Origin of the sequence: Acidiphilium sp. C61 (assembly GCF_905116885.1) — a bacterium.
Classification (GTDB): Bacteria; Pseudomonadota; Alphaproteobacteria; order Acetobacterales; family Acetobacteraceae; genus Acidiphilium.
The window spans coordinates 1,596,544-1,620,209 of sequence record NZ_CAJHNI010000005.1 but is presented as its reverse complement, the minus strand read 5'-3'; the positions used below and the strand labels follow the sequence as shown (position 1 = coordinate 1,620,209).

General features: G+C 70.9%; 23 protein-coding genes. 12 read left to right on the top strand and 11 right to left on the bottom strand.

The features are described 5' to 3' along the window. Positions 1–155: 155 nt before the first annotated feature. From phbB to queE, 4 genes are all read right to left on the bottom strand, one after another. Positions 156–878, bottom strand: a complete 723-nt coding sequence (gene phbB, locus HUW10_RS10420) for an acetoacetyl-CoA reductase (protein WP_174503436.1) — start codon at positions 876–878, stop codon at positions 156–158. A gap of 107 nt (positions 879–985) precedes the next feature. Further along, positions 986–1,690 carry a GNAT family N-acetyltransferase gene (locus HUW10_RS10415; protein ID WP_174503435.1) on the bottom strand — a complete coding sequence of 235 codons (705 nt, stop codon included), beginning with the start codon at positions 1,688–1,690 and terminating at the stop codon, positions 986–988. A gap of 33 nt (positions 1,691–1,723) precedes the next feature. Beyond that, positions 1,724–2,080, bottom strand: a complete 357-nt coding sequence (locus HUW10_RS10410) for a 6-carboxytetrahydropterin synthase (protein WP_174503434.1) — start codon at positions 2,078–2,080, stop codon at positions 1,724–1,726. Between the two features lie 2 nt (positions 2,081–2,082). Then, entirely contained in the window at positions 2,083–2,718 is a 636-nt protein-coding gene (gene queE / locus HUW10_RS10405) for a 7-carboxy-7-deazaguanine synthase (RefSeq protein WP_174503433.1), read from the bottom strand. A 128-nt stretch (positions 2,719–2,846) separates the two neighbouring features. Between queE and HUW10_RS10400 the strand changes: the two genes are divergently transcribed. Next, positions 2,847–3,728, top strand: a complete 882-nt coding sequence (locus tag HUW10_RS10400) for a hypothetical protein (RefSeq protein WP_236656337.1) — start codon at positions 2,847–2,849, stop codon at positions 3,726–3,728. A gap of 222 nt (positions 3,729–3,950) precedes the next feature. After that, positions 3,951–5,168: a polyhydroxyalkanoate depolymerase gene (locus HUW10_RS10395; protein ID WP_174503431.1), complete on the top strand. Its 1,218-nt coding sequence runs from the start codon at positions 3,951–3,953 to the stop codon at positions 5,166–5,168. Here HUW10_RS10395 and coaE read toward each other — a convergent pair. Together coaE and HUW10_RS10385 are read right to left on the bottom strand one after the other, a co-directional pair. Then, entirely contained in the window at positions 5,149–5,808 is a 660-nt protein-coding gene (gene coaE, locus HUW10_RS10390; RefSeq protein WP_174503430.1) for a dephospho-CoA kinase, read from the bottom strand. The genes HUW10_RS10395 and coaE overlap by 20 nt on opposite strands. After that, positions 5,805–6,635, bottom strand: a complete 831-nt coding sequence (locus HUW10_RS10385) for a shikimate dehydrogenase (protein ID WP_174503429.1) — start codon at positions 6,633–6,635, stop codon at positions 5,805–5,807. The genes coaE and HUW10_RS10385 overlap by 4 nt, the downstream gene beginning before the upstream one ends. Before the next feature lie 92 nt (positions 6,636–6,727). Between HUW10_RS10385 and HUW10_RS10380 the strand changes: the two genes are divergently transcribed. Next, positions 6,728–7,429: an SDR family NAD(P)-dependent oxidoreductase gene (locus HUW10_RS10380; RefSeq protein WP_174503428.1), complete on the top strand. Its 702-nt coding sequence runs from the start codon at positions 6,728–6,730 to the stop codon at positions 7,427–7,429. A gap of 53 nt (positions 7,430–7,482) precedes the next feature. Here HUW10_RS10380 and HUW10_RS10375 read toward each other — a convergent pair whose 3' ends face one another. Further along, the gene (locus tag HUW10_RS10375) at positions 7,483–8,097 is read right to left on the bottom strand and encodes a 2-hydroxychromene-2-carboxylate isomerase (RefSeq protein ID WP_174503427.1); all 615 of its coding nucleotides are present in this window, start codon (positions 8,095–8,097) and stop codon (positions 7,483–7,485) included. Between the two features lie 113 nt (positions 8,098–8,210). On the opposite strand from HUW10_RS10375, the gene purU reads away from it, so the two are divergent. Further along, complete coding sequence (gene purU / locus HUW10_RS10370) at positions 8,211–9,062, top strand: formyltetrahydrofolate deformylase (protein WP_174503426.1); 852 nt, start codon at positions 8,211–8,213, stop codon at positions 9,060–9,062. Positions 9,063–9,185: 123 nt separating this feature from the next. Next, entirely contained in the window at positions 9,186–9,863 is a 678-nt protein-coding gene (gene dnaQ, locus HUW10_RS10365) for a DNA polymerase III subunit epsilon (protein WP_174503425.1), read from the top strand. Positions 9,864–9,960: 97 nt separating this feature from the next. Here the strand turns inward: dnaQ and HUW10_RS10360 are convergent, their stop codons facing one another. Beyond that, the gene (locus HUW10_RS10360; RefSeq protein ID WP_174503424.1) at positions 9,961–12,075 is read right to left on the bottom strand and encodes a S9 family peptidase; all 2,115 of its coding nucleotides are present in this window, start codon (positions 12,073–12,075) and stop codon (positions 9,961–9,963) included. 69 nt (positions 12,076–12,144) lie between these two features. Then, positions 12,145–13,818 carry a formate--tetrahydrofolate ligase gene (locus HUW10_RS10355; protein ID WP_174503423.1) on the bottom strand — a complete coding sequence of 558 codons (1,674 nt, stop codon included), beginning with the start codon at positions 13,816–13,818 and terminating at the stop codon, positions 12,145–12,147. Positions 13,819–13,935: 117 nt separating this feature from the next. On the opposite strand from HUW10_RS10355, the gene HUW10_RS10350 reads away from it, so the two are divergent. Both HUW10_RS10350 and speB read left to right on the top strand, forming a co-directional pair. Beyond that, the gene (locus HUW10_RS10350) at positions 13,936–14,370 is read left to right on the top strand and encodes a hypothetical protein (RefSeq protein ID WP_174503422.1); all 435 of its coding nucleotides are present in this window, start codon (positions 13,936–13,938) and stop codon (positions 14,368–14,370) included. A gap of 76 nt (positions 14,371–14,446) precedes the next feature. Then, the gene (speB, locus tag HUW10_RS10345; protein ID WP_174503421.1) at positions 14,447–15,361 is read left to right on the top strand and encodes an agmatinase; all 915 of its coding nucleotides are present in this window, start codon (positions 14,447–14,449) and stop codon (positions 15,359–15,361) included. 150 nt (positions 15,362–15,511) lie between these two features. Here the strand turns inward: speB and HUW10_RS10340 are convergent, their stop codons facing one another. Continuing rightward, positions 15,512–16,363, bottom strand: a complete 852-nt coding sequence (locus tag HUW10_RS10340) for a tetratricopeptide repeat protein (protein ID WP_174503420.1) — start codon at positions 16,361–16,363, stop codon at positions 15,512–15,514. A 270-nt stretch (positions 16,364–16,633) separates the two neighbouring features. On the opposite strand from HUW10_RS10340, the gene HUW10_RS10335 reads away from it, so the two are divergent. Then, complete coding sequence (locus tag HUW10_RS10335) at positions 16,634–18,016, top strand: amidase (RefSeq protein WP_174503419.1); 1,383 nt, start codon at positions 16,634–16,636, stop codon at positions 18,014–18,016. A 38-nt stretch (positions 18,017–18,054) separates the two neighbouring features. Beyond that, complete coding sequence (locus tag HUW10_RS10330) at positions 18,055–19,230, top strand: fumarylacetoacetate hydrolase family protein (protein WP_174503418.1); 1,176 nt, start codon at positions 18,055–18,057, stop codon at positions 19,228–19,230. Positions 19,231–19,342: 112 nt separating this feature from the next. On the opposite strand, the gene uppS is transcribed toward HUW10_RS10330, so the two are convergent. Beyond that, positions 19,343–20,194: a polyprenyl diphosphate synthase gene (gene uppS, locus HUW10_RS10325; RefSeq protein WP_174503417.1), complete on the bottom strand. Its 852-nt coding sequence runs from the start codon at positions 20,192–20,194 to the stop codon at positions 19,343–19,345. 171 nt (positions 20,195–20,365) lie between these two features. Here uppS and HUW10_RS10320 point away from each other — a divergent pair, with 171 nt between their 5' ends. Genes HUW10_RS10320 through HUW10_RS10310 form a run of 3 tightly spaced genes read left to right on the top strand, consistent with a single transcriptional unit; the run spans position 20,366 to position 23,663 of the window. Next, positions 20,366–21,295 carry a dihydrodipicolinate synthase family protein gene (locus HUW10_RS10320; RefSeq protein ID WP_174503416.1) on the top strand — a complete coding sequence of 310 codons (930 nt, stop codon included), beginning with the start codon at positions 20,366–20,368 and terminating at the stop codon, positions 21,293–21,295. After that, positions 21,292–22,689 carry a TolC family protein gene (locus tag HUW10_RS10315; RefSeq protein WP_174504837.1) on the top strand — a complete coding sequence of 466 codons (1,398 nt, stop codon included), beginning with the start codon at positions 21,292–21,294 and terminating at the stop codon, positions 22,687–22,689. Before HUW10_RS10320 ends, HUW10_RS10315 begins: the two co-directional genes overlap by 4 nt. Beyond that, positions 22,686–23,663, top strand: coding sequence for a hypothetical protein (locus HUW10_RS10310; protein ID WP_236656336.1), 978 nt, complete (start codon positions 22,686–22,688; stop codon positions 23,661–23,663). Before HUW10_RS10315 ends, HUW10_RS10310 begins: the two co-directional genes overlap by 4 nt. Positions 23,664–23,666: the final 3 nt, after the last annotated feature.

Sequence of the window (23,666 nt, the reverse complement as noted above, 5' to 3'; positions counted from 1 at the left end):
TATCCGATCAGATGATTCCATCTGATCGGATGATGCTCCACTGTCCCGGATCTGAAATCCATCGGATTTCAGGTTCACAGTGGACACTAGAAAAAACAATAGTTTAGTGGCCTGCTTGTCCCTGAAATTCACCCACGAATTTCAGGGGCAGGACACTAGTACATGTGCTGGCCGCCGTTGATCGACAGGGTCGAGCCGGTGATGAAATCGGCCTCGTCGGCGGTGAGGAACACGACGCCGCGGGCGATGTCCTCGGCATGGCCGAGGCGGCCGACCGGGATTTTCGCGATGATCTTCTCAAGCACTTCCGGCGGCACCGCGCGCACCATGTCGGTATCGACATAGCCGGGGGCGATGGCGTTGACGGTGATGCCGAAGCGCGCACCTTCCTGGGCGAGCGCCTTGGTAAAGCCGTGAATGCCCGATTTCGCGGCGGCGTAGTTGACCTGGCCGTACTGGCCGGCCTGGCCGTTGATCGAGCCGATATTCACGATGCGGCCGAACTTGCGCTCCTTCATCCCGTCGAACGTCGCCTTGCAGAGATTGAAGCAGGAGCCGAGATTGGTGTCGATCACCGCGTCCCACATGTCGCGGGTCATGCGCGCGAGGGTGGCGTCGCGGGTGATGCCGGCATTGTTGACGAGAACCTCGATCGGGCCGAGGCGGCTGGTCAGGCGGCCGATGGCCTCGATGGTCTGCTCGAAATCGCCGACATCGAACTTCACCGTCTCGATGCCGTGAACGGCGGTGAAATTCTCGGCCGCCGCCTGGTTGCCGGCATAGGTGGCAACGACGGTACGGCCGGCTGCCTTCAGCGCGACGCTGATGGCCGCGCCGATGCCACGCGTGCCGCCGGTAACGAGTGCGATTCGAGACATTCTGTTTTCCTCCCTCTGGATCTGGCGTTTCGCCGATCGGGTTCCTCACCACTCTGGACCGGTTTGGCGAGACTGTCCATGATGGAAATCAACCAGTTATCGATGTTTCATGTACGGAACGAGGCGAGGCTGCGGCGCTGGCGTCCGGCCTCGTCGAAATTGCCGGGTGCCAGCCAGGATGCGAGCGCCGCGCGGCGGTCGGGCCATTCGGGGGCGATGATCGAGAACCAGGCGGTGTCGCGGTTGCGGCCCTGGGTGACGGCGTTCTCGCGGAAGACGCCCTCGAAGGTGAAGCCGAGGCGCAGGGCGGCGGCGCGGGAGGGCTGGTTCAGGCTGTTGCACTGCCATTCCACCCGCCGGTAGCCCAGGTTGTCGAAGGCGTGGCTGAGCATCAGGAACAGCGCCTCGGTGCCGGCACGGTGGCGCCGGAGCAGCGGCGTGAAGTTGATCGAGCCGAGTTCGAGCGTGCCGTTCGCCGCGGCGATGTTCATGAAAGCGGCGTGGCCGGCGGGTTGGCCGCTTGCCGCCTCGATGATGGCATAGGCGATGCGGCCGGGGGTTGCGGCCATGGACTCGACATAGTCGCGGTAGGCGGCCTCGTCCGCCGGCCGGGCGGTGCGCCACCAGGTCCAGTCCCGCTCGTCCGGTGCGGCGCGGAACCCGGCGATCAGGCCGGCGCCGTGGCGGGCGGGGTCCAGCCGTTCCAGCCGGCAATAGCGCCCCTCGAAGCCGGCGGCGTCGGGGAGCGGGCGCGGCGTCCAGCCGGGGACGGGCGCGCCGACGATCTGGCCATAGGCGTTGGTTTCGCTCATGCGGTGCGCATCTCCGGTTCGCGGAATTTTATCCTATTCGCTGTAGGCGCAGGATTCGCCTTCGGAATCGCGGAACACGGCGACGCGGGCAAGGCCGGGGCAGGCAGGGGCGAGATGCGCCCAGATGAAGCGGGCGAGGTTTTCCAGCGTCGCCGGGCCGAGGCCGTCCACGTCGTCGAGGAAGCGGTGGTCGAGCGCGTCGCGGATCGCGGCGAGGTGCTGGCCGAGCCTGCCGAAATCCATCAGCATGCCGCTCGCATCCGGCGCGCCGCGCAGGGTGACCGTGGCGCGGTAGGAATGGCCGTGGATGCGGCGGCTCGCCTCGGTGGCGATCTGCCGGTTCAGCGTGTGGGCCGCCTCGAAGCGGAATTCCTTGGTGATTTCGTACATGGTCAGGGGATGCCGAGATATTTGTGGGTCTGCATCGACAGGCGCCATTGCGGATGGGCGAGGCAGTAATCGATCGCGGCGCGCGTGTTGGCCGCGCGGTCCGGCCCGTCCATCGGCTGGAGCAGGAAATGCGCGAAATCGAGCCCGGCGAAGCGCTCCGGGGCGGCTTCGGGCTGTGGATAGACCAGTTTCAGCTCCGATCCCTGGCGGACCACGAGGTCAGCCCCGGCCTTGGGGCTGACACAGAGCCAGTCGATGCCCGGTGGCGGTTCGATCGTGCCGTTGGTCTCGACCGCGATTTCGAAGCCGGAATCGTGCACCGCTTCGATCAGCGGCGCGTCGAGCTGGAGCAGGGGTTCGCCGCCGGTGAAGACGACGAGCGCGTCGCGGGTGGAGGCGGCGGGCCAGGCGGCTGCGATGGCGCGGGCGAGGCCGGCGGCATCGGCGAAGCGGCCGCCGCCCGGACCGTCGGTGCCGACGAAATCGGTGTCGCAGAAGCGGCAGACCGCGCCCGCGCGGTCCTGTTCCCGGCCGGACCACAGATTGCACCCGGCGAAGCGGCAGAACACCGCGGCGCGGCCGGCATTGCGCCCCTCGCCCTGCAGGGTGGGAAAGATTTCCTTTACAGTATAGGCCATGATGGCGTGACCTACCGCAAATCGGCGGCGCTGGCGACGGGGGGCGGCGGCATTGCCGCCATCACGCCCGATCGCAGCTTGACGGGCGCGGCTTGATCGCGCGGCGCAGTCCCGGCACGATCATGTGCATGAACGCAACGAACCCGCCGAAGCACCATCTGTTGATCGCCGGCACCGGGCGGAGCGGCACCTCGTTCCTCGTGCGCTGGCTCGCCGAGCTGGGGATGGAGACGCATTTCTCCCGTTTCGGCGAACATGCCGCGTGGAACGAGGAGGCCAATGCCGGGGCCGAGAACCTGCCGCTGCCGGCGCTGGACGCGGACATGCCCTATGTCGTCAAATCGCCCTGGGTGACGGAATTCATCGACCAGGTGCTGGCCGATCCGGGGATCGTGCTCGATGGCGTGATCGTGCCGATGCGCGATCTCGCCGATGCGGCGGCGAGCCGGACCATCCTCGAATTGCAGAACATGGCGGCCGAGCCCGACTGGCCGCTGGTGATGGACAAGCCCTGGGCGCATCGGGGGGTGACGCCGGGCGGGGTGGTGTATTCGCTGCATCCGCTCGACCAGGCGCGGGTGCTGGCCCTCGGCTTTCATCATTTGCTGGAGCGGCTGGTGGCGGCGGAGGTGAAGGTGGTGATGGTGTCCTTCCCCCGGCTGATCGAGGATTCGGCCTATCTCTACCGCACCCTCGCGCCGCTGCTGCCGCCGCAGGTGGATCTGGCGGCGGCGCAGGCGGCGCATGCGCGCATCGCCGATCCGGCGAAGGTGCGGGTGGGTGCTGGCGGACATGACGCAACGCTCGAACGGCTCGACCGCGCGGCGCTGAACCGCGAGATCGGCCGGCTGCGGCGCGAGATGGCGGCGCTGGAGGAGCGGGCGGCGACGGCGGGCGCGGCGGCAGCGGCGGCGCGGCGTCACGCCGAAACGATCGAGCGCAGCCGGATGTGGCGCGCGCTCGGGCCGCTGCGGCGGGCGCTGCACGGGCTGCGGGGCGGTGGGCGATGATAGCGCTTTCTTTTTCCTGAGAACTCGCCCATATTGTAAAGAGAATGTTACACAACGCACCTGACGCATGGCACGGCAGGGGCAGAACAGGGGTTTCGCGCTGATGCGGTGCTGGCTTGTGCCGGACGAACGGGAGGCCCGCGCCCGTCTTTCTGAATTCATTTACGGAACATTGATATTTTCGGCGCCAGAGTGGCGTGACGAGAAAGGCGGTTTGCGCCCATGATGTATGACATCTACCAGACTCAGGACGATCTCCTGGCCCCCTTGCGCATGGCGGCGCGCACGATGCTGCCGCTGTTCGATCTGATGGAGCCACCCTTCGGCATTCCCAGCCTGCCGGTGGCCGCGCGGGCGGCGCTGGAGATTTTCGGCAATAGCGGCATCTCCCACAAGCGGCCGGAATTCGGCATCGTCCGCGTGCGCGCCGGCGGGCGGGATGTCGCCGTCACCGAGACGGTGGTGACCGGCACGCCCTTCGGCGACCTGCTGCATTTCCGCAAGGACATGGCAGCACCGGGGCCGCGCGTGCTGATCGCCGCCCCGCTCTCGGGCCATTTCGCGACCCTGCTGCGCAATACCGTCGAGGTCATGTTGCAGGATCACGACGTGTTCATCACCGACTGGAAGAACGCGCGCGACGTTCCGCTGGGGGCCGGGCGCTTCGGCTTCGACGAATACGTGGCGCATATCATGGATTTCCTGCGCGAGCTGGGGCCGGGCGCGCATGTGGTTGCCGTTTGCCAGCCGGCGGTGGCGGTGTTCGCCGCGACCGCGCTGATGGCCGAGGCCGGCGATCCGGCGACGCCGCGCAGCATGACGCTGATGGGCGGGCCGATCGATACCAGGCGCAACCCCTCGAAGGTCAACGAACTCGCCAAGACCCGCGATATCGCCTGGTTCCGCAAGAACCTGATCACCACCGTGCCGAGCCGCTTCGCCGGCGCGGGGCGGGCGGTCTATCCCGGGTTCGTGCAGCTCGCCTCCTTCGTGTCGATGAATCTCGACCGGCATATCGGCGCGCATCTGCGCCAGTTCCGCGCCATCGTCACCGAGGATGACGCGAGCGAGGCGGCGCATCGCAAATTCTACGACGAATACCAGTCGGTGATGGACCTGACGGCAGAATTCTATCTCGAAACCGTCGAGCGCGTGTTCCAGCGGCACGACCTGCCGCGCGGCCAGCTGAGCTGGCGCGGCCAGATGGTGCGGCCGGCGGCGATCGACCAGACATCGGTCTTCACCGTCGAGGGCGAGCGGGACGATATCTGCCCGCCCGGCCAGTCGGTCGCGGCACTCGATCTCTGCACCGGGCTGAAACCGGCGCAGAAGCGCAACCACCTCCAGCTCGGCGTCGGCCATTACGGCGTGTTCTCCGGCTCGCGCTGGGCGAACGAAATCTATCCGCAGCTCTGCGGGATCATCGCCGCCGCCGGCTGAATGGCCGGCTGAATTTCTGGCGGAACGGCCGGCCGGCTGGCTGGCCGGTTGGGGGCGGGAATACAAGCGTCGCCATCAGCTGGCGGACGCGCCGCACCGTGTGATGGCGGGACAGGCCGGTGGCGATCACCGCATCGGCGCGGCGGCGTTTTTCGGCATCCGGCATTTGCAGGGCGATGATCCGCTCGATTTCCGTGCGGGGCAGGCCGCGGCGCAGCACCCGCGCGATCTGCACCGCGCGCGGGGCGGAGACGGTGAGCGCCAGATCGACCCGCGCCTCGCCGCCGGTTTCGAACAGCAGCGGAATGTCGAGCAGCACCGCGCGGGCGCCGCGCCTGCGGGCGGCGGCCAGGAATTTTTTCTCAGCTTCCCGCACCATGCGGTGCATGATCGCCTCAAGGCGGCGCCGCGCGGCGGGATCGGCCAGCACATGCGCGCGCAGGGCGGCGCGGTCGAGCACGCCGGCGCGCACCACGCCGGGAAACGAGGCGGCGATGGGCGCAAGCGCCGCCCCGCCCGGCGCCTGGAGCGCGCGCACCGTGGCATCGGCATCGAACACCGGCACGCGACGGCGGCGGAAGATCCCGGCGACGGTCGATTTCCCCATCCCGATCCCGCCGGTGAGGCCGATGATCTTCATCCCATCAGGTCGGAAGCGACGGCGCGGTAGAGCGCATCGTCCACCACCGGGGTGACGCCGAACCACGCGGCGAAGCCCGGCACCGCCTGGTGCAGCAGCATCCCCAGCCCCTCGACCGCGACGAGGCCGCGCGCCCGGGCCTCGGCCAGCAGACTGGTTTCCAGCGGGACATAGACGATGTCCGCCACCGCCATGCCGGGGGCGGCGCGGGCGAGATCGAGTTCGAGCGCCGGATGCCCGGCCATGCCGAGCGAGGTCGTGTTGACCACCAGCGCGTGGTCCGCCAGCGCCTCTGCCCGCGCCTCCCACGGGAGATGGGCGAGGCCGAATTCCCGCGCCAGCGCCGCCGCGCGCGCGGGCGAGCGGTTGCACAGCGTGACCGCCGCCCCCGCATCCTGCAATGCGGTGGCGATGGCCCGCGCGGCCCCGCCGGCGCCGAGCACCAGCGCCGGGCCTGCGGCGGGATCGACGCCATGGGCGCGCAGATTGGCGAGAAAGCCCGATCCGTCGGTATTCGCGCCCTCGATCCCCGTCGGCGTGAAGACGAGCGTGTTCACCGCGCCGGCGCGCCGCGCGCTATCGGCCACGCGGTCGCACACGGCGAAGGCGGCTTCCTTGTGCGGGATCGTCACGTTGGCCCCGGCGAAACCCATTTTCGCCAGGGCGGCGACGCAGGCGGCGAAATCGTCCGGGGCGATGGCGAGCGGGAGATAGGCGCCGTCGATCCCGTGGCGTTCGAGCCAGGTGCCGTGCAGGCGGGGCGAGCGGGAATGGGCGACCGGATAGCCGATCACCCCGGCGAGGCGTGCGTGGCCGGAAAGGATCATGGACTGTTTCGATCATGAAGCGGCGCCGGCGGCAAGGGGCGGTTTCGCGCCGGCGGTTCCGCGCCATATCCACGACAGAGCGGAGGGATATCATGGACGGAACGGGACGGGACGATGTGGCGGTGGTGTTCGGCGCGGGCGGCGGCATCGGCGGCGCGCTGGTGGCGGCCCTTGCGGGCGATCCGCGCTTCGCCGCGGTGATCGGGCTCGGGCGGGGCAGCGCGCCGCGATTCGACCTGCTCGATGAGGCCAGCATTGCCGACGCGGTGCGGGCGGTGGCGGCGCGGGGCGCCATTCGCCTGGCGATCGATGCGACCGGCTTCCTGCACGATGCGGCACATATGCCGGAGAAGAGCCTGCGCGAGCTGGACGCGGCCCGCCTTGCCCGCAGTTTCGCGCTGAACGCGATCGGCCCGGCGCTGCTGATGAAGCATCTGTTGCCGGCCTTGCCGCGCGAGGGGCGGGCGGTGTTCGCCACGCTGTCGGCGCGGGTCGGCAGCATCGGCGATAACCGGCTCGGCGGGTGGTATGGCTATCGCGCGTCGAAGGCGGCGCTGAACCAGTTCGTGCGGACGGCCGCGGTGGAGCTGGCGCGGCGGTCGCAGGCGGCGATCTGCGTCGCGCTGCATCCGGGCACGGTGGCGACGGGGCTTTCGTCCCCCTTCGCCGCTAGCGGGCTCGACGTGCAGACGCCGGAGGTGGCGGCGGCGCGGCTGCTGGCGGTGATCGACCGGCTTACCCCAGCCGAGAGCGGCGGGTTTTTCGACCATCGCGGCGAGGCGGTGCCGTGGTAGCTGACGGCACCCGCAGTTCAGGCGGTGCCGTGGTAGCTGACGGCACCGGCAGTTCAGGCCGTATAGGGCGGGCGGCCGGTGGCCAGCGCGTCGTCCAGCAGGTCGAGCCGGTCCTGGCCCCAGAACAGCTCGCCGTTCAGGATGTAGGAGGGCGCGCCGAACACGCCGGCGGCCTCGGCCATCTCGCGGTTGCGCTGATAGGCGGCGGCGATTTCCGGGGTGCCGGCGCGGGCCTGGAGTTCGGGCGCGATGCCGGATGCGGCGGCGAGGTCGGCGATGGTCGCGGGATCGGCAAGGTTGCGGTCCTCGGTCCAGACCGCGGCGAAGACGCGGCGGAGGAACGGGTCGGGGTCGCCGCCGGCGTCCACGATGGCGATGGCCAGACGATCCGCCAGCGCCGGGTCCACCGGGAAGAATTGCGGATGCAAGTTGAGCGCGAGGCCGCGGCGGGCGCGCCAGCGTTGCAGTTCGAGCAGACGGTAGTGCTGGCGGACCGGGTGGCGTTTGGCCAGCGGCTGGCCGCCGGTTTCGGCGAAGATCGCGCCGAGCGGCACCGGGCGATACTCCACCGTCGCGCCGTGGCGGCGGGCGATGTCGAGAAAGGCGGCATGGCCGAGATAGGTCCAGGGGGAATGGCTGGTGAAGACATAGGTTATGGTGGCGGCCATGGGTGTTTTCCTCCGCGCTGCTTGCGTGCTGCGCCCATGTTGATAGGGAAGGAGCGTGCCGGCGCCAAGGGCGGCCCGGCGGCGACCATCGCACTCCGGAGAGACCGAACCGCATGAGCTCCATCCTGACCCTTTCCTGCCGCAACCGGCCCGGCATTGTCGGCGCCGTCGGCCATTTCCTGCACGCGCACGGGCAGGACATCCGCGAGGCGCAGCAATTCGACGACCGGGCGAGCGGGCGCTTCTTCATGCGCGTGGTGTTTGCCCCAGTGGGCGACGCTCCTGCGTCGGGGCTGGAGGCGGAATTCGCCGCGGTGGGGCGCGAGTTCGGGATGGAATGGGAAATTATTCCCAGCGGGCACCGGATGCGGACGATGATCCTCGTCTCGCGGTTCGATCATTGCCTGGTGGACCTGGTCTATCGGCAGCGGATCGGCGAGCTGCCGATGGACATTGTCGGCGTGATCGCCAACCATCCGCGCGAGAGCTACGCCCATCTCGATCTCGACGGGATTCCCTTCCATCATCTGCCGATCGCGCCGGATACCAAGATGGAGCAGGAGGCCGAGGTGTGGCGGCTGATGCGCGAGAGCGGCACCGAACTCGCCATCCTCGCGCGCTACATGCAGGTTCTGTCGGACGGGCTGGTGGCGAAGCTGGCCGGGCGCTGCATCAACATCCACCATTCCTTCCTGCCCGGCTTCAAGGGGGCCAAGCCCTATCACCAGGCCTATGCGCGCGGGGTGAAGCTGATCGGGGCGACGGCGCATTACGTCACCACCGCGCTCGACGAGGGGCCGATCATCGAGCAGGATGTCGAGCGCATCTCGCATGGCGACACGCCGGAGGCGCTGGTGCGCAAGGGGCGCGACATCGAGCGCCGGGTGCTGGCGCGCGCGGTGCTCGGCCATCTGGAGCGGCGGGTGTTCATCAGCGGCAGCAAGACGGTGGTGTTCGCCGGCTAGAGCATCATCCGATCCGATTGGATCGGATGTAGTGCTCTATCATATTGATAAGTCGAGCATCTTTATCCGATCAGATGATTCCATCTGATCGGATGATGCTCTAGAGCGAGGGAGGGAACGGCGATGGCGCGCGCGGTGCTGTTCGATACCGAAACGACGGGGCTGGAGCCGCTCGGCGGCGACCGGGTGATCGAGGTCGCGGCGATCGAGCTTTGGAACGACCTGCCGACCGGCAAGGTGTTCCACACGCTGATCGACCCCGAGCGCGACATTCCCGCCGAGGCGAGCCGGGTGCATGGCATGACCAGCGCGGATGTCTCCGGCAAGCCGAAATTCGCCGAGATCGCCGCCGAATTGCTGGCGTTCTTTGGCGAGGACAGCCTGGTCGCGCATAACGCGCCGTTCGATTTCGGCTTTCTCGACGCCGAATTCGCCCGCATCGGCCGCGCCGCCCTCGACAGGGCGCGGATGATCGACACGCTGGCGCTGGCCAAGCAGCGCTTTCCGGGGATGCCGAACTCGCTCGACGCGCTGTGCCGGCGCTTCGGCATCGATCTCTCCGCCCGCACCACCCATAACGCGCTGCTCGACTGCAAGCTGCTCGCGGAGGTTTATGTCGAGCTGACCGGCGGGCGGCAGCGCGGGCTCGACCTTGCCGCCGAGAGCACGATCCGCCTCGTCGAATATCGCAGCGAGGGGCCGCGCACGCCGCGCCCGATCGTCGCGAGTGCGGCGGAACTGGCCGCGCACGAGGCGTTCATCGAGACGCTGAAGGAGCCGGTCTGGCGGCTGGAGCGGTAGCCGATCCTTTCGGATCGGATGTAGTGCTCCACCACATTGATAAACAGAGCATCTTTATCTGATCAGATGGCTCCATCTGATCAGATGATGCTCTGAATCAGGCGGCGCCGACCGACCAGAGCGCGAAGGCGTAGTTCAGAGCGGTCTGTTTCAGCGCGTCGAACCGGCCGGCGGCGCCGGCATGGCCGGCCTCCATGTCGATCCTGAGCAGCGCCGGCGCGGGGCCGGTGGCGAGCGCGCGCAGGCGGGCGATGAATTTCGCCGGCTCCCAATAGGTCACCCGCGGGTCGGACAGGCCGCCGGTGCACAGGATCGGCGGATAGGCGCGGGGGGCGAGATTGTCGTAGGGCGAATAGGCGGCGATCGTGTCATAGGCGGCGGGATCGGTGATCGGGTTGCCCCATTCCGGCCATTCCGGCGGGGTGAGGGGGAGCGTGTCGTCGGAGATCGTGTTCAGCACGTCGACGAAAGGTACCTCGGCGATCACCCCGGCCCAGAGATCCGGCCGCATGGTGAAGGCGGCGCCGACCAGCAGCCCGCCGGCCGAGCCGCCCTGGGCGACGATGTTCCCCGCCCGCGCATAGCCGCCCCCGATCAGCGCCTCGGCGGCGGCGGTGAAATCGGTGAAGCTGTTCATCTTGTGCGCGGCGCGGCCGCCGAGGAACCAGTTCCAGCCCTTCTCGGTGCCGCCGCGGACATGGGCGATGGCGAAGATCCAGCCGCGATCGACCAGCGAGAGGATCGAGGTGCGGAACCACGGCTCCATCGGGATGCCATAGGCGCCATAGCCGTAGAGCAGCAGCGGAGCCGCGCCGTCCAGCGCCTGGCCGCGGCGCATCAGCACCGTCACCGGGATCGACGCGCCATCGGCCGCCATGGCGTCGATGCGTCGTGTTTCGTAGCGCGCGGGGTCGTGGCCGGAGGGGATGTCCTGGGTCTTGCGCAGGATCGGCGTGCGGGTGGCCAGATCGTAGTCGAAGGTCTGGCGCGGCGTGGTGGGCGAGGAATAGACGTAGCGGATCGTCCCGGTGTCGTATTCGAGGCCGGATTCGGCGCGCAGCACATAGGCCGGCTCGTCCTGCGCGATCTCCCATTCGGCGCCGCCATCGCGCGGGGCGACGATGATGCGGGTGTTCGCCTCGATCCGTTCGAGCCGGACGATGTGGTGTTTCAGCGCGAAGGCGCCGACGAGGTAGCGGCCCGGCCGGTGCGGCACGAGGTCGCGCCAGTGCGCACGGCCCAGGGAGTCGAGCGGGGCGTCGAGCGGGGTATCGAGCGGCGCCTCGACCAGCTTGAAATCCACCGCGCCGTCGGCATTGGTGCGGATGATCAGACGGTCGCCCGCATCCTCGACATCGTAGCGCAGGCCCGGCTCGCGGGGGGCGATGAGCGCGGGCGGCGCGGTCGGGTCGTTGCCGGGGATGCGCCAGACCTCGCTGGTGTCCTGGTTGCCGGCGGAGACGAGGATGGAGCCGCCGGACAGGCTGGTCTCGACGCCGAGGAAGAAGCCGGGATCGGGCTCGGCGTAGACCAGCGTGTCGCTGCCATCGGCCAGGGCGCGGCGGAAGATTTTGGTCGGCCGGCCGTGATCGTCGCGGAACACCCAGAAGATGAAGCGCGCGCAGGGGGAAAAGGTGAAATCGCCGCTGCAGGATTCGATCGGCGGGGCGGGCTCGGCGCCGGTTTCGATCACGCGGACATGGATGCGGTAGACTTCCGAGCCTTGCGTGTCTTCCGCCCATGCAAGCAGGCGGTGATCTTCGCTGTGCGCGACCGCCGGGGCGGAGAAGAAGGCGTGGCCCTTCGCGCGCGCCGGCAGGTCGAGCAGGATTTGTTCGGCGCCGCCGGCGCGCGGCGTGCGGGCGATGACCGGGTGCTCGGCGCCGGGATCGTAGCGGCGGTAATAGGCGTACGCGCCGTGCGGCGCGGGCACGGTCGAGTCATCGTCCTTGATCCGGCCCTTCATTTCGGCGAGCAGCGTCGCCTGCAGGTCCCTGGTGCCGGCGAGCACGGCGTCGGTATAGGCGTTCTCGGCGAGGAGATGGGCGCGGATCTCGGGATCGAGGGCGGCGGGGTCGCGCAGCACCGCCTGCCAGTTGGCATCGCGCAGCCAGGCGTAGTCATCGGTCCGCACCCGGCCGAGCTGCTCGATGCGGACCGGCTTGCGCGCGGCGGCCGGCGGGGTGGGGTGGGGCGGGTTCGGCGTGTTCATGGGGGCTGTATGCTCTGGTTATCAACAAGATAGGGCACGACATCCGATCCTGATGGATCGGAACGTGCTCTAGAAAAGCCCATGGATCGCGCCATCGGGGTCGAGCCCGATCGCCTCGGCGGCGGGGATGCGCGGCAGGCCGGGCATGGTCATGACATCGCCGGCCAGGGCGACCACGAAGCCGGCGCCGGCGGAGAGGCGGGCATCGCGGATCGGCACGGTGAAGCCGGTGGGCGCGCCGCGACGGTCGGGGTCGGCGGTGAAGCTGTATTGCGTCTTGGCGATGCAGACCGGCAGGTGGCCATGACCCTGCGCCTCGAACCGGGCGAGGCGCTTGGCCGCCAGCGGCGACAGTTCGATGTCGTCGGCGCCGTAGATGCGCTGGGCGATGGTGCGCAGCTTGTGCGGCAGTTTCATGTCGTCCGGGTAGAGCGGGGCGAAGCGGGCGGATTTCGCCGCGATCGCTTCCATCACCGCCTGGGCGAGATCGGCCGCGCCGGCGCTGCCATCGGCCCAATGGGTGCAGAAGCAGACCCGCGCGCCGCCATCCTCGTCGAGGGCGGCGCGCAGGGCGTCGCGCTCGGCCTCGGTATCGGTGACGAAGCCGTTGATCGCGACGATCACCGGCAGGCCGAAGGCGCGCATGGCGGCGACGTGGCGGCGCAGATTGGCCGCACCGCGCGCGACCGCGCCGGGATTCTCGGCGCCGAGATCGGCCTTGGCCACGCCGGCGTGCATTTTCAGCGCCCGGATCGTCGCGACGACGACGGCGCAGGAGGGGGCGAGCCCGGCCTGCCGGCACTTGATGTCGAGGAATTTCTCGCCGCCGAGATCGGCGCCGAATCCGGCCTCGGTCACCACGATGTCCGCCAGCTTGAGCGCGGTGCGGGTGGCGATGACCGAGTTGCAGCCATGGGCGATGTTGGCGAAGGGTCCGCCATGGACCAGCGCCGGCGTGCCTTCCAGCGTTTGGACCAGGTTGGGTTGCAGCGCGTCGCGCAGCAGGGCGGCCATGGCGCCGACCGCCTTGAGATCGGCCGGGGTGACGGGCGAGCCGTCCCGCCGCTCGGCGACGACGATGCGGGCGAGGCGGCGTTGCAGGTCGTCGAGATCGCGGGCGAGGCAGAAGATCGCCATCACCTCGGAGGCGACGGTGATGTCGAATTTCTGCTCGCGGGCAGCGCCGTTCGCGCCGTCGCCCAGGCCGAGAACCGTCTGGCGGAGGGCGCGGTCGTTCATGTCGATGGCGCGGCGGAAGGCGATCCGGCGGGGATCGATGCCAAGCTCGTTGCCCCAGTAGACGTGGTTGTCGAGCAGTGCGGCGAGCAGGTTGTTGGCGCTGGTGATGGCGTGGAAATCGCCGGTGAAATGAAGGTTGATCTCCTCCATCGGCGCGATCTGGGCACGGCCGCCGCCGGTGGCCCCGCCCTTCTGGCCGAAGCAGGGGCCGAGCGAGGGCTCGCGCAGGGCGATCATCGTTTTGGCGCCGGCGGCGCGCAGCGCATCGCCGAGGCCGATCGAGGTCGTCGTCTTGCCCTCGCCCGCCGGTGTCGGGCTGATGCCGGCGACGAGGACCAGCGCGCCGTCAGGCCGGTCTTCGAGGGAGCGGATGAAGCCGCCATCCACCTTGCCCTTGTGGTGGCCGTAAGGGATGAGCGCCTCCGCCGGTATGCCGGCGGAGGCCGCGATGTCGCCGATCGGGCGCAGGCGTGATGCGCGCGCGATGTCCAGATCCGAAGCCATGAGCCCTCCCGTTTTCTCGATGCCTGTTATGTCCGCGCGGCGGGTGGCAGGCAAGGCTCCCACCGCGCCGCGCGGCAAGGCTTGCGAGGCGGGGGGAAGCGCCGGTAAATAGCGTCCATGACATTGCCGTTCTCCCTGCCGGCCTGGATGCCGTCCTGGCTCGGGCTCGTGCTGCTGCTGGTCGGCCTGCTCTATGCGCTGGCGATGCTGGCGATGCCATTCTCGGTGTTCGGCGTGAAATCCCGGCTGGAGGCGATCGAGGAGCAGCTCGAACAGGTGCAGGAGGAGCTGCGCATCCTGACCATGCGCCTGCCCGAGCCGCTGCGCGGCGTCACGGTGGATGAGGGGGTCTACGATCCGCTGCCGCGCGCGGCGGGGGGCTATGAGCGCACGGTTCGCCGCCCGGCCGCCGCCGCACCGCCGCCACCGCCGCCGCCGGCCGAGACCATGCGGCCGGCGCCGCGCGCGCCGATCGGCCGCGAGATGCCGCAGCCCCGCCCGGCCGCGCCGCGCGGCGTGTCGCCCCGGCGGATCGAACCGCGGCTCGACTAGAGCACGACATCCGATCCTGATGGATCGGAATGGGCTCCAGGTAGCGGACCGGAAGGCCAGCTGTTAGCCTCTGCCCATGACACAGGTTCAGGGCAGCGACGCGCCGACCTTCGCGACATTTCCGACCTTTCTCGGGCTCGATCGCCGGGGGCGCGATGCGGCCCTTGTGGTGGCGGGCATTCCGCTCGATCTCGGCGTGACCAACCGGGCGGGCACGCGGTCCGGCCCGGCGGCGATCCGCGTCGCCTCGCGGATGCTGGCGGGGAATCATCATCCGCATTTCCGCGTCATGGTCGATGACATGGACCTCGCCGATGCCGGGGATTTCGCCATCGCCCTCGGCGATCTGCCGGGCAGTCTCGCGCTGATCGAGGCGCAGGCGGGCTCAATCGGGCATCTGGTCGCGCTTGGCGGCGAGCACGGCATCACCCTGCCGCTGCTGCGCGCGCTGGCGAAGGCGCGGGGCGGGCCGGTCGGCCTCGTGCATTTCGACGCCCATGCCGATACCTGGGCGGAGAATTTCGGCCAGGCCTACAGCCACGGCTCGGTGTTCTACCACGCGCTGAGGGAGGGGCTGGTCGATCCGCGCCGGATGATCCAGATCGGCATCCGCTCGCCGCTGCTCAACGAGGCGCATGACTGGACGCTGGCGCAGGGAGTGACGATCCTCTCGGCGCAGGACGTCCACGAGCAGGGGGTGGAGCGCGTCGCCGCGCGGATCCGCGCGGTGGCGGGGACGGGGGCGACCTATCTCAGCTTCGATATCGACTGTCTCGATCCCGCCTTCGCGCCGGGCACCGGCACGCCGGAGATCGGCGGGCTGGCCTCGTGGCAGGCGCAGGCGCTGCTGCGCCGGCTCGGCGGGATCGATTTCGTGGGGATGGATCTCGTCGAGGTCGCGCCGGCCTATGATGTCAGCGAGATCACCGCGCTCGCCGGGGCGACGATGGTGTGGGAATATCTCGCCCTGCTCGCCGCGCAGGGGCGGTAGAGCGTCATCCGGTCCAGCAGGACCGGAAACTGTCCTGATCCGTCAGGATCGGAAATTGTTCCGAAACAGGATCGGAAATTGTTCAGAAACGAAACGCCCGGCATCGGGGGGATGCCGGGCGCTTGGCGTCGCGCGATCGGGCGCGCGGGGTTACCAGTTGTTGTCGGGGTCGAAATCGTTGCCGCCGCCGGCATCGCCATTGTCCCAGCCGGGATTGCCGAGCAGGCCGTCGTCACGGTCGGGCGGCGTGCCGCCCGTATCGCCGCCCATGTTGCCGCCCATGTTGCCGCCATTGGGATCGACCATCGGCGCGCCGCCATGGCCGCCGGTCAGACCGTCGATGATGCGTTCGCCGGCGGCGAAGCCGGCGCCGGCGGCAAGGCCGGTCATCAGCGAACTGCCGAGCCCGCCGCCGCCCATGCCGCCAGCCATGCCGCCACCGGGTGCGCCATAGGGCGGGGCGCCGTTGGGCGGCACGCCGCCAGGGCCGTATCCAGGTCCGTATCCAGGGCCGTAGCCTTGCGTGCCGGGCCAGGGCGCCTGCATCGCGCGGCGGCGGCTGTTGCCGAGCCAGCGCACCAGCAGGAACAGCACCACGAGCCCGCCGATGATCAGCACTGCCGGATGGATGTGGGCACCGCCGCGCGCGGCGGCGGGGGCGGCGGCGAGATGCGCCTTGAGGGCGGCGACGCGGCCGGGATCGGCGAAGGGCAGGCCGGGCGCATAGGTCTCGGCGCGGGCGAGCGAGCTGCGCGCGGCGGCGACGTGGCCGGTGGCGTCCTCCGCCTCGGCCTTCAGATACCAGGCGACGCCGCTCTGCGGATGGGCGCGCAGCGCATCGCGCAGGTCGGACAGCGCAGCACCGGGATGGCCGCTGGCGATCAGCGCCTGGATTTGCTGCGGCGTCGGCGATGCCGCGTGCGCCGGGGCGAGGGACAGGCCGGCGCCGGTGAACAGGAGCGCGGCGAGCAGGATGGTGCGAACGAACTTCAACCCCGTCATAGGGACCTCCGCGGGCCGGTGGTGATGGGGAAAAGGCGCCAGCCCGTAGCGCCGATATAGGCGAGGCAGGTGGCGAATCACAGATCCGTGTGCCCGCGCGCGGCGCGGTGCTGGCGAGAGCAAGCCGCGCGGGATGCGGCCGAGACGGCGGCTTGCTCTCGACAATGTCCCGCGTAGCCGGCTCTCGACAGTGTCCCGCGAAGCGGGCTCTCGACAGCATTGCGCCGCCCGGCGAGACTGGCTCCGACCCGCAGAGGAGAGCCGACCCCGATGACCGACCCCGTGCCAGCCCTGCCCACGCCAGCCCTGCCCACGCTCGACGCCCTTGCCCGCGACCTCGCGGCCGGGCGCACCACCGCCGCTGCGCTGGTGGAGGACTGCCTCGCCGCGATCGCCGACCCGGATGGGGACGGGGCGGTGACGTTCATTTCGGTCGATGCGGCCGGGGCGCGGGCGGCGGCCGCGGGGTTCGACGCGATGCGCCGCGCCGGCATGGCGCCCTCGCCCTTCGCCGGCATCCCGATCGCGGTGAAGGACCTGTTCGACATGGCGGGGCAGGAGACCCGCGCCGGCTCCAGGGTGCTGGCCGGATCCGGGCCGGCGGCGCAGGACGCGCCGGCCATCGCCCGGCTGCGGCGGATGGGCTTCGTGCCGATCGGCCGCACCAACATGACCGAGTTCGCCTATTCCGGCATCGGCACCAACCCGCATTACGGCACGCCGCCGGCGCGCTGGCGGCAGGCGGGGCTGCGGATTCCGGGCGGCTCGTCCTCGGGTTCGGCGGCCGCGGTGGCGGCGGGGATGGCGCATGCCGGCATCGGCACCGACACCGGCGGCTCGTGCCGGATTCCGGCGGTGTTCAACGATCTCGTCGGGTTCAAGCCGACGGCGCGGCGGATTCCGCGCGCGGGGGTGGTGCCGCTGTCGTCCTCGCTCGACTCGGTCGGGCCGCTGGCGCGCTCGGTGGGGTGCTGCGCGCTGCTCGATTCGATCATGGCCGGCGCGCCGGAAGCCCCGCCGGCGCCGGCGGAACTGGCCGGGCTGCGGCTCGCCGTGCCGCGCGATGTCGCACTCGATGCGCTGGACGATTCGGTCGCCGCCGGGTTCGACGCGGCGCTGCGCCGCCTGGCCGCTGCGGGGGCGCGGATCGAGACCATCGCCATGCCGGAATTCGCCGAGGTCGCGACGCTGAACGCGCGCGGCGGGCTGACCGCGGCGGAGAGCCATGCCTGGCACCGCGCGCTGCTGGAGCGCGGCGCTGCGGCCTATGATCCGCGCGTGCTGGTGCGGCTGCGGCGGGGGGCGGAGCTGTCGGCGGCGGATTACATCGACCTGCTGGCCGGGCGCGCCGAGCTGGTGGCGCGGGCGTGGGCGCGGCTCGCCCCGCATGACGCGCTGCTGATGCCGACCGTCGCCATCCTGCCGCCGACGATCGCGGAGATGGACGACGACGCGGCCTTCACCGCCGCCAATCTGCGCGTGCTGCGCAACCCGACGCTGATCAACATGATCGATGGCTGCGCGATCTCGCTGCCGCTGAATGCGCCCGGCGCGGCCCCGGTGGGGCTGATGGTTTGCGGCGCGGCGGAGACCGACCGGCGGATTTTCGCCATCGCCGCCGCGATCGAGGCGCTCGGGCTGAACAATCGATAAGACCGGAAGACGGGACCAGAGGGGGGGAGACGACGAAGATGACCGATGCGATCCGTGTGGATGACGCACTGCCCGAGGATGCCGGGGGCGCGACCCTGGCCGGCCGCGCCTTCCTGCCCGGCGCGGGGCCGGTGGTGGTGGCGGTGCGCGGCGCCGAGCTGGTCGACATCACCAGCCGCGCGGTGCCAACCGCCTCGGCGCTGTTCGCGCTCGACGATCCGGCCGGCCATGCACGCGCGGCGGCGGGGCGGACGATCGGGCGGGTGGACGAGATCCTCGCCAACAGCGACGAGGCGACGCGCGATCCCTCGCGCCCGTGGCTGCTCGCGCCGGTCGATCTGCAGGCGGTCAAGGCCGCGGGGGTGACGTTCGTGGTCAGCCTGCTGGAGCGGGTGATCGAGGAGCAGGCGCGCGGCGCGCCGGAGAAGGCGACGCAGATCCGCGCCGATCTCGACCGGCTGATCGGCGCCGATCTGCGCGCGTTGCGCCCCGGCTCGGAGCAGGCGATGGCGGTGAAGGCGGCGCTGATCGGGCGGGGCCTGTGGTCGCAATATCTTGAAGTGGGGATCGGCGCGGATGCCGAGATCTTTACCAAGGGCCAGCCGATGAGCGCGGTGGGGTTCGGCGCGCATGTCGGCATCCATCCGTGTTCCACGTGGAACAATCCAGAGCCGGAGGTCGTCGTCGCGGTGTCGCCGGCGGGGCGGATCGTGGGGGCGACGCTCGGCAACGACGTCAATCTGCGCGATTTCGAGGGCCGCTCGGCGCTGCTGCTCGGCAAGGCGAAGGACAATAATGCGAGCTGCGGCCTCGGCCCGTTCGTGCGGCTGTTCGACGAGGGGTTCACGCTCGACGATGTGCGCCGCGCCCGGCTCGACCTGACGGTGGAGGGGGCGGACGGGTTCCGGCTCGAAGGGATGAGCTCGATGACCGAGATCAGCCGCGATCCGGTCGAGCTGGTCGAGGCCGCCGCCGGGGCGCATCATCAGTATCCGGACGGGTTCGTGCTGATGCTGGGGACGATGTTCGCGCCGATCCAGGACCGCGACCGGCCGGGCGAGGGCTTCACCCACAAGGATGGCGATCTCGTCACCATCGCCTCCGCCCGGCTCGGGCGGCTGCGCAACCGGGTGCGGCCCTGCCCGGAGTGCGCGCCCTGGCGCTTCGGCACGCTGGAGCTGATGCGCAGCCTCGCCGCCCGTGGGCTGATCTAGAGCATCATCCGATCCATGACGATCGGATGAAGATGCCCTATTTATCAATAAGGTAGAGGATCATCCGATCGGATGGATCGGATGATCCTGTGGCCGGCACGGGGCGGCCGGGTCAGCGGCCGAAGCGGCGGTCGCGGCGCTGGAAGGCGCGGATCGCCCGCAGATAGTCGATCCGGCGGAAGGCGGGCCAGGTGGCGTCGCAGAAATGCAGCTCGCTGTGCACGCTCTGCCAGAGCATGAAGCCGGAGAGCCGGATCTCGCCGCTGGTGCGGATGATCAGGTCGGGGTCGGGCATGTCGCCGAGGTAGAGATGCCGGCGGATCGCCTCGGGGGTTACGGCTTCGGCGGCGGAAGCGCAGTCCATCCCGGCGGCGGCGCAGTCGCGCAGCAGGGCGCGGACGGCATCGGCGATCTCCTCGCGCCCGCCATAGCCGATGGCGAGCGTCACCGTCATGCCCTCGTTGCCGCTGGTCGCGTCCTCTGCGGCGTCGATCGCGTCGAGCAGGGCGGGCGGCAGGATGTCGCGCCGGCCGATCGCGGCGAGGCGGACGCCGCGGCGGCTGATGTGCGGATCGGCGACGAGGGCGCGCATCTTCGCCTCGACGGCGCCGAGAATGCCGCCCACCTCCGCCTCCGGCCGGCCGAGATTGGCCGGGGAGAACACCCAGAGCGTGATCATCGGGATGCCGAGCTCCGCACTCCAGGCCAGGATCTCGTCGAGCTTGGCGGCGCCGCGGCGATAGATCTCGCCCGGATCGCTGAGCCCGGCCAGGCGGGCGTGGCGGCGGTTGCCGTCGAGGATGATGCCGACATGGTGCGGCAGCGCGCCGGCGGCGACATCGCGGGACAGGCGCGCCTCGTAAAGCCGGTAGACAAGTCCCCAGGCGAGCCGCCGCATCGCTCCGGCCAGCCTGGCGCGGCGGGAGGCGGACGGCCCCGGCGCTCCGGCCCGATCGTGTGACATGCCGGGGTTGTGGGCCGGGCGGGGGCGGAATGCAAGCGTTCGGCACGGTATCGCAACGGGAAAGGCCGCCGCCGATTGACATTTCCGCACGCAGGGGGAAGCTGCGGCAATCTTTTCGCCCCAACCTTCACGCGCCAAATCTTCACCCGCACGACTGCCGCAGGAATGACCATGACCGAGTTGCAGACCAGGACGCGCCACCGGGGCGTCTTTCCCGTGGTGCCGACGATTTTCGACGCCGCCGGCCGGCTCGACCTCGAGGGCCAGTGCCGCGCGGTCGATTTCATGATCGATGCCGGGTCGGACGGGCTGTGCCTGCTCGCCAATTTCTCCGAGCAGTTCGTGCTGGCCGACGAGGAGCGCGAGATCCTGATGCGGCGGATGCTCGAACATGTCGCCGGGCGGGTGCCGGTGATCGTGACGACGAGCCATTTCAGCACCGATCTCTGCATCGAGCGCAGCCGCCGCGCCGAGGCGATGGGGGCGGCGATGGTGATGGTGATGCCGCCCTATCACGGCGCGACGATCCGCGTCGGCGCCGCCGGGCTGTGGGATTTCTTCCAGCGCCTGTCGGATGCGATCCGGATTCCGGTGATGATCCAGGACGCGCCGGTGGCGGGCACGCCACTGCCGGCCGAGCTGCTCGCCGAGATGGCGCGCGAGATCGCGCAGGTCGCCTATTTCAAGATCGAGACGCCGCAGGCGGCGGCGAAGCTGCGCCGGCTGATCGAGCTGGGCGGTGGCGCGATCGAGGGGCCGTGGGATGGCGAGGAGGCGATCACCCTGCTCGCCGATCTCGACGCGGGGGCCACCGGGGCGATGACCGGCGGCGGCTATCCCGACCTGATCGGCCCGATCGTCCACGCCCATCTCGCCGGACGGCGCGACGAGGCGGTGGCCGGCTACGAGCGCATCCTGCCGCTGATCAACTATGAAAACCGCCAGTGCGGGCTGATCGCCGCGAAGGCGCTGATGCGCGAGGGCGGGGTGATCCGCAGCGAGGCGGTGCGCCATCCGCTCGCACCGCTGCACCCGGCGACGCATGCGGGGCTGCTGGAGATCGCCCGCCGGCTCGATCCGCTGGTGTTGCGTTGGGGGTGAGGGCCGGGGCGGTTTCGCGCCCGGCTGGCGGTTGTGCGGGTGGCGGGCGGTGGCGCGGGCTTGCCGGTGCGGCGCTGCTGCTCGCGCTGGCCGGTTGCGCGCGGTATCGCCCGGCGCCGATCGACCCGGCGGCGACGGCGGCGGCGCTGACCGCGCGGCGGCTGGACCAGCCGGGGCTGGCGCGCTTTCTCCGCGCCATGGGCGTGGCGCCGGATCGCGGGTTCGGGCTGCGGGCGCTGACGCTGGTCGCGGTCTATGAGCGGCCGGGGCTGAAGCTCGCCACCGCCGAGGCCGGCGCGGCCGCGGCGGGTGCGGTGCTGGCGCGGCAGGTGCCGAACCCCACCCTGTCGCTGTCGCCGACCTTCAACGCGACGCAGGCCAATCCCTCGCCGATCCGGATCGGGCCGGAGATCAGCTTCTTGCTGGCGAATTTCGGCGCCCGGCAGGCCGGGATCGCCGCCGCCGATGCGCGCGTCGCCGCCGCGCGGGACATGGTCGCCCAAGCCGCCTGGCAGGAGCGCGGCGCGGTGCGCGCGGCACTGCTCGCCCTGTTCATCGACCGCCGCGCCCTGCGGCTCAGCCGGCGTCTGGCGGGTACGGCTGCGGAAATCGAGACGACGATCGCCGGGCGGGCGGCGGCGGGGATGCTGGCGGCGAGCGCGCTGGCGAGCGCCGAGCAGGCGGCGGACCGGGCGCGGCTGGCCGTGGCCGAGGCCCGGCGGCGGCGCGATGACGACCGCGCCCGCCTTGCCGCGGCGATCGGCATGCCGGTGGCGGCGCTGCGCCATGCGCCTCTGTCGTTCGCCGCCTTCGCCCATCCGATACCCCCGCGCGACCTGCCGGCGCTGGTGCGTCGCGCGCTGGTCGCGCGGCCCGATATCGAGGCCGCCCTCGCCCGCTATCGCGCCGCCGATGCGGCGCTGCGCCAGGCGGTGGACAGCCAGTTCCCCGGGTTGCGGATCGGGCCCGGCTATGAATACGACCAGGGGGACAACAAGTTCGTGCTCTCGCTGTCGCTGCCGCTGCCGGTGCTCAACCAGCACCAGGGGCAGATCGCGGTGGCGCGGGCGCGGCGCCGCGTGGCCGCCGCCGGCTTCGAGCGGGTGCAGGCGCGGGCGCTGGCGCGGATCGATGTCGCCGCCGCGGCGTGGCGGGGCAGCCGCGGGGTGCTGCGCGCGGCGCGGCGGCTGGAGGTGGTGGCCGGGCGGCAGGACGCGCAGGCGGCGGCGGCCTATCGGCTCGGCGCCACCGGGCGGCTGCGGCTGCTGGAGGCGCGGCGCGGCGCGCTGCTCGCGCGCTCCCGGCGCCTTGCCGCCGAGGCCGAAATGCTGCGGGCGCTCTCGGGCCTCGCCGATGCGCTGGAGATACCGGTTTTCAGGGAGACGCCCGCATGAGGCAGGGACGATATCGCGCGGCGGTGGCGGCAGTGGCGGCGCTGCTGCTGTTGCCGCTGGCAGGCGTTCGCGCGCGGGCGGCGGATCTGACGCTCGACAAGGCGACGCTGGCGAGCGGGCTGATCGCCACGGTGACGCCGACCCTGCGCACCGAGGCGCCGCAGCGCCACGCCGAGGGGCGGGTGCTCGACCCGGCCCCGGCGCTCGCGCTGCGCGGCCGGATCGTGGCCGCCGCCGCGGCGGCGAAGCTGGACGCCGCCACCCTCGATCGGACCCGCCAGCTCTATCGCGCGGCGGGCAATGTGTCGCAGGCCAGTCTCGAACAGGCCGAAGCGGCGGCGGCCAGCAGCGCCGCCAGGCTCGCCGCCTTGCGGGCGGAGGCGATCGCGCGGTTCGGCGCGCCGCTCGGCCGGGCGATCGCGCAGGATGGGCCGGCGTTCCGCGCCCTTGCCGGCGGCGGCGCGCTGGTGCTGGTGGTGCAGGCGGGCGCCGCGCTGAAGCCGGCGCCTGCCCGGGCCACGGCGCGGCTCCCCGACGGGACGGCGGCGGCGCTGCGGGACATCGGCCCGGCCGGGGTTCAGCCGCCGGGGCTGCTCGGCCAGGCGCTGCTGTTCACCGGCCCGCCGCTGCCGGTGGGCGCGCCGCTCGATGTGTCGCTGCCGGCGGGGCGGCGGATCGCGGGATATGACGTGCCGGTGGCCGCGCTGGTCTGGCATCGGGGCCGGGCCTTCGTGTTCGTGCGGACGGCGCCGGGGCGCTTCGCCGCGGTCGCGCTGGGCGGCGGAGGGCTGCTGGCGCCATCCGGCGTTGATCCGTCTGCGCCAGTTGGCGCGGGTTCCTCTGCGCCATCCGGCGCGGGTCAAACGCAATTCGTGCCGGCGGCGGCGCTGCCGCGCGCGCCGGCGATCGTCGTTCGCGGCGCCGGGCTGCTGAATTCGATGCTGGCCGGCGGCGGCGACGGCGACGGGGACTGAGGC